The sequence below is a fragment of the uncultured Sphingomonas sp. genome (assembly GCF_964250165.1).
In the GTDB taxonomy this organism is placed as follows: Bacteria; Pseudomonadota; Alphaproteobacteria; order Sphingomonadales; family Sphingomonadaceae; genus Sphingomonas.
This window is the reverse complement of the sequence record NZ_CAXUEK010000011.1, coordinates 54,100-60,343: the sequence shown is the minus strand read 5'-3', so window position 1 is coordinate 60,343 and position 6,244 is coordinate 54,100. Positions and strand designations below refer to the sequence as shown.

The following is a 6,244-nucleotide window of genomic DNA, read 5'->3' as shown; positions in this document are numbered from 1 at the left end:
CCGGCTTGACCCAGATCACCCGCGTCAGCAGAACGCCCGCATTGCCGGCGATGACACGGCCGGGCTCGAACATCAGCTCGACGTCCCATCCGGCCGTCGCCCTCGCCACCATCGCGCCGTAATCGGCGGGGCTCGGCAGCGCGTCGCTCGCGCGATACGGCACGCCCAGGCCGCCGCCGAGATCGACCCGGTCGATCGCATGCCCGGCCGCGCGCAGCGCACGCACGAGGCCGCCGATCCGGCCGAACGCCGCTTCCAGCGGGGCAAGGTCGGCGAGCTGGCTGCCGATGTGCAGCGCCACGCCACGCAGGTCCAGCCCGGGCAGTTTCGCCAGCCGGTCGAACATCGCCGCCGCCTGGTCGATCGGCACCCCGAACTTGTTCTGCCCGAGCCCCGTCGAGATCTTGGCGTGCGTGCCAGCATCCACGTCCGGGTTGACGCGCAGCACCGCCGGCGCTTGCCGCCCACGCGCGGTGGCGAGGCGGGCAAGCACCTCGCCCTCCTCCTCCAGTTCCAGGTTGAACTGACCGATCCCCCGCCCGTCGTCGGCATCCAGCCCGCGCGCCAGCTCGCCCGCCGTCTTGCCGACGCCCGAGAAGACGATGCCGGCCGCCGGCATCCCCGCCGCGAGCGCCCGTGCCAGCTCGCCGCCAGACACCACGTCCGCGCCATAGCCCTCGTTGGCGAGCAGGCGCAGCACCGCAAGGTTCGGATTGGCCTTGATCGCATAGGCGAGATGCACGCGCGGCAGTCCGGCCAGCGCGTCGCGGAACACGCGCGCGTGGCGGCGGAAAGTCGCGGCCGAATAGACGTAGACGGGCGTGCCGACCTCGGCAGCGATGCGCGGCAGCGGCACGTCCTCGGCATGAAGGACGCCCTCGCGGTAGCCGAAATGATCCATCAGGTGGGGGGCAGGTCGAACGCGTCGGAGCGCCGCTCCTCCGAGTTCTTCAGCAGCTCGTCGGAGCGTTGCGGGCGCTGCTGCGGGGTCGGCGTCACCAGCTGGGTCGGCGTCGGCGTGGCGGTCGCGCCATAGGGGGCGACCGGCAACGCGACGTTGGGCGGCGGCTTCAGCCCCACCGCCGAGCCGCAGCCGGCGAGCGCGAGCGGCGCGCAGACCAGAAGGCGCTTCATGGTCGTTCCCCTCGCGCGGCACGAACGGCGGCGCTGACATTGGCGGGGGCGGTGCCCCCGAAGCTGGTGCGGCTCGCGACCGAGGCGTCGACCGACAGCACATCGAACACGCGGCCGTCGATCCGGCCGTCGACATCCTGCAACGCGTCGAGCGGTAGCTCGTCGAGCCGGCAGCCGCGCTCCTCGGCCAGCTTCACCACGCGCCCGGTGACATGATGCGCCTCACGGAACGGCACGCCGCCCACCCGCACCAGCCAGTCGGCCAGATCGGTCGCGGTCGAGTATCCGGCTTGCGCGACGCTGCGCATCCGCGCCGTGTCGAACGACGCGCTGGTCACCATCCCGGTCATCGCCGCAAGGCTCAGCGCCAGCAGGTCGTGCGTCTCGAACACCGGCGGCTTATCGTCCTGCATGTCCTTCGAATAGGCGAGCGGCAGGCCCTTCATCGTGACGAGCAGCGCGACGAGGCAGCCGGTGATCCGCCCGGCATGGCCGCGCACCAGCTCGGCCGCATCCGGATTGCGCTTCTGCGGCATGATCGAGCTGCCGGTCGACCACTGGTCGGACAGGCGAACGAAGCCGAAGGGCTGCGACGCCCATAGCACGAACTCTTCCGCGAGCCGGCTGAGATGCAACGCGCATTGCGATGCGGCCTGCAGATAGTCGAGCGCGAAGTCGCGGTCGCTCACCGCATCAAGCGAATTGCGCGTCGGCCGATCGAAACCGAGCGCCCGCGCCGTCGACTCGCGATCGATGGGAAAGCCCGTCCCCGCCAGCGCCGCGCTGCCCAGCGGACATTCGTTCAGCCGCGCGCGCGCGTCGGCGAACCGGCTCCGGTCGCGCGCGATCATCTCGTGATACGCCATCAGGTGATGCCCGAGCGTCACCGGCTGCGCGACCTGGAGGTGGGTGAAGCCCGGCATCACGCTCGCCGCATGTTCCCCGGCGCGATCAAGCAGCGCGGCCCCGAACGCCGCCAGCGCCGCGTCCGCCTCGTCGATCGCGTCGCGCACCCACAGGCGGAAGTCCGTGGCGACCTGGTCGTTGCGGCTGCGCGCGGTGTGGAGCCGTCCGGCGGCCGGCCCGATCGTAGCGGCCAGTCGCGCCTCGGTCAGCATGTGGATATCTTCCAGCGCGAGGTCGTCGGGCACGCCGTTCGTTTCATAATCGCGCGCGACCTGGATCAGCCCATCGGCAATCGCGACGCAATCCTCTTCGGCGATGATTCCGGTATCCCGCAGCATCTCGACATGCGCGAGCGAGCCGCGGATGTCCTGCCGCCACATTCGCTTGTCGAACGGAATGGAGGCGTTTATCTCGCGCATCACCGCCGCCGGGCCGCCCTCGAAGCGCCCGCCCCACATTTCATTGGAGGATCGGGCGTTGGCGCCTTCCATGTCCTTACGCTCGGGCGTCGTCCTACTCCTCGTGGCCGCGGCTGGCTGCACTAGGCAAAGCCCCGCCCCGGAGCAAGCGAACGGCACCGCCGCCGCGCCGGCCGCGCCCGCCCCGATCGCCGGCGCGGTGGATCGCAGTCACAAGGGTGACGCGCCCCCCGCCGCCACGCTGACCGGGCTGGACGGCAAGCCGGCTACGCTGCCCACGGGCAAGCCGCTGCTGGTCAATCTATGGGCGACCTGGTGCGCCCCCTGCCTGGCGGAGCTGCCCGCGCTCGACCGCGCCGCCGGGCTGCGCGCGGACCGGCTGACGGTGGTGGCGGTCGACCAGGGCGACGATGCCGCCAAGGTGCAGGCGTTCCTGAAGGGCAAACCCCTCGCTCATGTCCGCCCCCTGCTCGACCGCGAGATGACCGCCAGCCTCAAGCTCGCCGCCAACCTGCCGACCACGATCCTCTATGACGCGACCGGCAAGGAGATCTGGCGCGTCACTGGCGGGCGCGACTGGACTTCGGCCGAGTCGCTCAAGCTGCTGGACGAGGATCGTTGAGCGCAACCGGCAAGCTGTCTGGCCCGCCGGCTGCGCGCTGCCGCTAGCGCGACACGACCACCAGTTCGGTACGACGGTTCTCCGCCTGGCCCGCGGCCGTCGCGTTGGTATCCGCCGGATCGCTCGCCCCACCCGAGACCGTGGCGATCCGTCCCGCGTCGATCCCCTGCGCGACCAGCGCCGACTTCACCGCCTCGGCGCGGTCCTGACCCAGCTTCACGTTCGCCGCATCCGAGCCGCGCGCGTCGGCATAGCCGGCAATGCGGATCTTCGCGGTCCCATATTGCTTCAGCACCGTTGCGACCTGGTTGACCTCCGCCTGATCGACCGCACGGACGGCGCTCCGCGCCGTGTCGAAGTGCAGTTTCTCGAACTGGAAGGTCCGCGGCGTCGCATCGGTCCCGCCCAGATAGGCGCCGAGACCGGACAAGGCCATCGATTGCGGCGCACCCGCGGTCTGCGCGACCGTGGCGGGCCCAGTGGTGGTCGCGGTGCCGTCACCGACCACCGCCGCCTCGTTGTGGTGCACGCAGCTGCGGAACAACAGCAGGAGCAGCAGCAGGCCGACGATGCCGACGATCCAGGGCAGGTAGAAATTGCCCCGGGGCTTGGCGCCCGGCACGGCGCGGTTCAGCACCGGTGGCAGCGCGCTTTCCGCCTCCGTCCCCGCCGCCGTCGTCGTCGCACCCGCCAAGCCCAGCGCCGCTGCGCTCGCGTTCAGGTGAACATGCGCGTCCACCCGCGCCACCGCCGTCAGCGGGATATAATGGTGTTCGCCATCAGCGGAATGCGAGCGCGTCAGCTTGATGCGATCGCCCTCGACATGGTCCACCGTGCCCACGTTCACGCCCGCTGCGTCGCGGACCTCCATATGCTCGCGGATGTCGGATGCCTGCGCCACGCTGCCTCTCCCTATTCATGATGATGGCCCGCAACGCGGCGCGACGGCGCGCTGTTCCGACCGTAAGATCAGGAGGAGGTTGGATGCCCGACAAGGATTCGAACCTTGATTGACGGAGTCAGAGTCCGCTCTCTTACCGTTAGAGGATCGGGCAATCAGGCGGGCGGCTCTAGGCCGCCACCTGGAGAGGGTCAAGTCTCGCGCTTGCCCCGTCCCGGTCCGCGCGCTACCGGCGCGCTCAAGCACCGAGCGGGCTTCTCCCGCGCCGGCAGAACAGAAGAAAGTACACCCACGGCCATGGGGGACCTGTCCACCCGCGGGCCGCACCGGCGGGACGATCCCGCCCCGCCGGCGGCTCTCCGGCCCGAGCGGGGCCGCTGGTCCGACGCGCAGGCGTTCGCCGCGCTCGACCTCGGCACCAACAACTGCCGCCTGCTCATCGCGCGGCCGCAGGGCGGCCATTTCGCGGTGGTCGACGCCTTTTCGCGGATCGTCCGGCTCGGCGAGGGGCTGGCCGCCAGCAACCGGCTGAGCGACGCCGCGATCGAGCGGACGCTCGCGGCGCTCACGATCTGCGCCGACAAGCTGTGCCGCCGCAAGGTGACGCTCGCCCGCTCGGTCGCGACCGAAGCCTGCCGCCGCGCCGTCAACGGGCCCGAGTTCATCGCCCGCGCGCATGCCGAGACCGGCATCCATCTCGACATCATCTCGGCCGAGGAAGAGGCGCGGCTGGCGGTGCTCGGCTGCCATGCGCTCATCGAACCGGGCGACGACCCGGCGCTGGTGTTCGACATCGGCGGCGGCTCGACCGAGCTGGTGCTGGTCGACACCGCCGGGCCGAGCCCGCGCGTCCTAGACTGGCATTCCGCGCCATGGGGCGTCGTGTCGCTCACCGAGAGCGCCGGCGGCGGTCCGGAGGTGCAGCATGGCGGGCGCGACGCGCGGCTGGCCGCGTACGCCCGCATGCGCGCCACGGTCGCCGCGAGCATGGCGTCGTTTGCCGTGCGGCTGCCGACCGGGGTCGCCAGCCCACGGCTGCTCGGCACATCGGGCACGGTGACGACGCTCGGCTCGGTGCATCTCGGGCTCAGCCGCTACGACCGGTCAGCGGTCGACGGGCTGATCGTGCCGGCCGCGGCGATGCGGCGGATCAGCAGCGGCCTGGCGGAAATGGCGATCGACGAGCGCGCCAAGCTCGCCTGCATCGGCCACGAGCGCGCCGATCTGGTCGTTGCCGGTTGCGCGATCCTGGAGACGATCCTGGACCTGTGGCCGGCCGAACGCCTCGGCATCGCCGACCGTGGGATTCGGGAGGGCATCCTCAAGCGCCTGATGGGCGCGCCGCGGCTGTGAAACCTCCGGGGCACCAGCGGGTCAAGACCGCGCGTCGGCGCACGGCCGCTTCCACCCGCTGGCTGGAGCGGCAGCTCAACGACCCCTATGTCCGCCGCGCCAAGGCGGAGGGCTATCGCAGCCGCGCCGCCTACAAGCTGATCGAGCTGGACGAGCGGTTCGGCTTTCTCAAGGGCGCGCGCCGGGTCGTCGATCTCGGCCTCGCACCCGGCGGCTGGAGCCAGGTCATTAAGCGGCGGCTGCCCAGCGCGGCCGTCGTCGGCATCGACCTGCTGCCCGTCGACCCGATCGACGGAGTCGCGATCCTGCAGCTGGACTTCATGGCCGATGCCGCCCCCGACCTGCTGCGCGAGGCGCTGGGCGGCCCCGCCGATCTGGTGCTGTCGGACATGGCGGCGAACACCGTCGGCCACGCGCAGACCGACGCGCTGCGGACGATGGCGCTGGTCGAGGCGGCGGCGGCCTTCGCGGTGGAGGTGCTCCGCCCCGGCGGGGCGTTCGTCGCCAAGGCGTTCGCGGGCGGCGCGGACCACCAGCTCGTCGCCGAGCTCAAGCGCGCGTTCACGACCGTGAAGCACGCCAAGCCGCCGGCGAGCCGGAAGGGCTCGGTGGAGTGGTTCGTGGTGGCTCAGGGCTTCAAGGCAGGCGCGGCCACGCCCGCGCCGGTGGGCGAGGCGTGAGCCAAGCGCAGCCGAAGCCCCGGCCGGCGGCGCTACAGCGCCGTTCGACGACGCGGCTTCGCCGCGGCGGGGATGGGGGTTAACGGCCTGAAGCCTCGCGTTCGACCAGAGCTTATCGAACGGACAAAAGCCGGGTCGCCGCGGCGGAGCCGCGCCGTCGGTCGACGCGCGCGAGGGGCAAGCTCGCACGGTCGCCGGCCGCGAATAGCGCTGATCCGCGGCTAACGGC

The 6,244-nt window shown here is 71.5% G+C and carries 7 protein-coding genes and 1 tRNA gene; 3 read left to right on the top strand and 5 right to left on the bottom strand.

Going from position 1 to position 6,244, the window contains the following annotated elements; all coding sequences use genetic code 11:
- From ACFE64_RS04135 to argH, 3 genes are all read right to left on the bottom strand, one after another.
- Positions 1–901, bottom strand: a 901-nt coding sequence (locus ACFE64_RS04135) for a diaminopimelate decarboxylase family protein (RefSeq protein WP_375391186.1), incomplete at its 3' end; no start/stop codon positions are given.
- Positions 901–1,134, bottom strand: a complete 234-nt coding sequence (locus ACFE64_RS04130; RefSeq protein ID WP_375391185.1) for a hypothetical protein — start codon at positions 1,132–1,134, stop codon at positions 901–903. The genes ACFE64_RS04135 and ACFE64_RS04130, both read right to left, overlap by 1 nt.
- Complete coding sequence (argH, locus tag ACFE64_RS04125) at positions 1,131–2,498, bottom strand: argininosuccinate lyase (RefSeq protein WP_375391190.1); 1,368 nt, start codon at positions 2,496–2,498, stop codon at positions 1,131–1,133. Before argH ends, ACFE64_RS04130 begins: the two co-directional genes overlap by 4 nt.
- Positions 2,499–2,658: 160 nt before the next feature.
- Between argH and ACFE64_RS04120 the strand changes: the two genes are divergently transcribed.
- A complete protein-coding gene (locus tag ACFE64_RS04120; protein ID WP_375391184.1) occupies positions 2,659–3,081 on the top strand; it encodes a TlpA family protein disulfide reductase in 423 nt (140 codons plus the stop codon).
- Positions 3,082–3,124: 43 nt separating this feature from the next.
- Here the strand turns inward: ACFE64_RS04120 and ACFE64_RS04115 are convergent, their stop codons facing one another.
- Together ACFE64_RS04115 and ACFE64_RS04110 are read right to left on the bottom strand one after the other, a co-directional pair.
- Positions 3,125–3,982 carry a DUF2171 domain-containing protein gene (locus ACFE64_RS04115; protein ID WP_375391183.1) on the bottom strand — a complete coding sequence of 286 codons (858 nt, stop codon included), beginning with the start codon at positions 3,980–3,982 and terminating at the stop codon, positions 3,125–3,127.
- A gap of 80 nt (positions 3,983–4,062) precedes the next feature.
- Positions 4,063–4,136: transfer RNA gene (locus ACFE64_RS04110), tRNA-Gln, on the bottom strand.
- Positions 4,137–4,279: 143 nt separating this feature from the next.
- Between ACFE64_RS04110 and ACFE64_RS04105 the strand changes: the two genes are divergently transcribed.
- Both ACFE64_RS04105 and ACFE64_RS04100 read left to right on the top strand, forming a co-directional pair.
- Positions 4,280–5,335: a Ppx/GppA phosphatase family protein gene (locus ACFE64_RS04105; RefSeq protein WP_375391182.1), complete on the top strand. Its 1,056-nt coding sequence runs from the start codon at positions 4,280–4,282 to the stop codon at positions 5,333–5,335.
- Positions 5,332–6,015 (top strand): RlmE family RNA methyltransferase, encoded by a 684-nt coding sequence (locus ACFE64_RS04100; protein WP_375391181.1) that lies wholly within the window; start codon positions 5,332–5,334, stop codon positions 6,013–6,015. The genes ACFE64_RS04105 and ACFE64_RS04100 overlap by 4 nt, the downstream gene beginning before the upstream one ends.
- Positions 6,016–6,244 lie beyond the last annotated feature (229 nt).